This is a genomic window from Psychrobacter sp. AOP3-A1-26 (genome assembly GCF_052378235.1).
GTDB lineage: Bacteria > Pseudomonadota > Gammaproteobacteria > Pseudomonadales > Moraxellaceae > Psychrobacter.
On record NZ_JBQSXN010000228.1, the window covers coordinates 1 to 324 of the forward strand.

At 41.7% G+C, this 324-nt stretch carries 1 protein-coding gene; it reads right to left on the minus strand.

Annotated features, from left to right (window positions below):
• A partial coding sequence (locus ACT3TU_RS14410; RefSeq protein ID WP_444784552.1) for an IS30 family transposase occupies positions 1-302 on the minus strand: 302 nt, incomplete at its 3' end.
• Positions 303-324 lie beyond the last annotated feature (22 nt).

Sequence of the window (324 nt, forward strand, 5' to 3'; positions counted from 1 at the left end):
TTTCTTGGTCTGTTGTTTAACCTGTCTTCAATGTTTTGAACCTCATCATCAGATACTTGTCTAAAGTCACATCCTTTAGGTAAGTACTCTCTAATCAAGCCATTGGTATTTTCGTTTGTTCCTCGTTGCCATGAGGCATAAGCATCAGCAAAGTAAAACCCACTATAGAGTCTTTGCTTAATGGCTTTATGATCCGCAAACTCCTTGCCATTATCGGACGTAATCGTCTTAACGTGCAGTCTCACAGGAGTTAGCATAACCACCATCGCATCCGCGACCAGATGAGCACTCTTTTTAGTCACTCGCTTCATCTTAACCAAACTG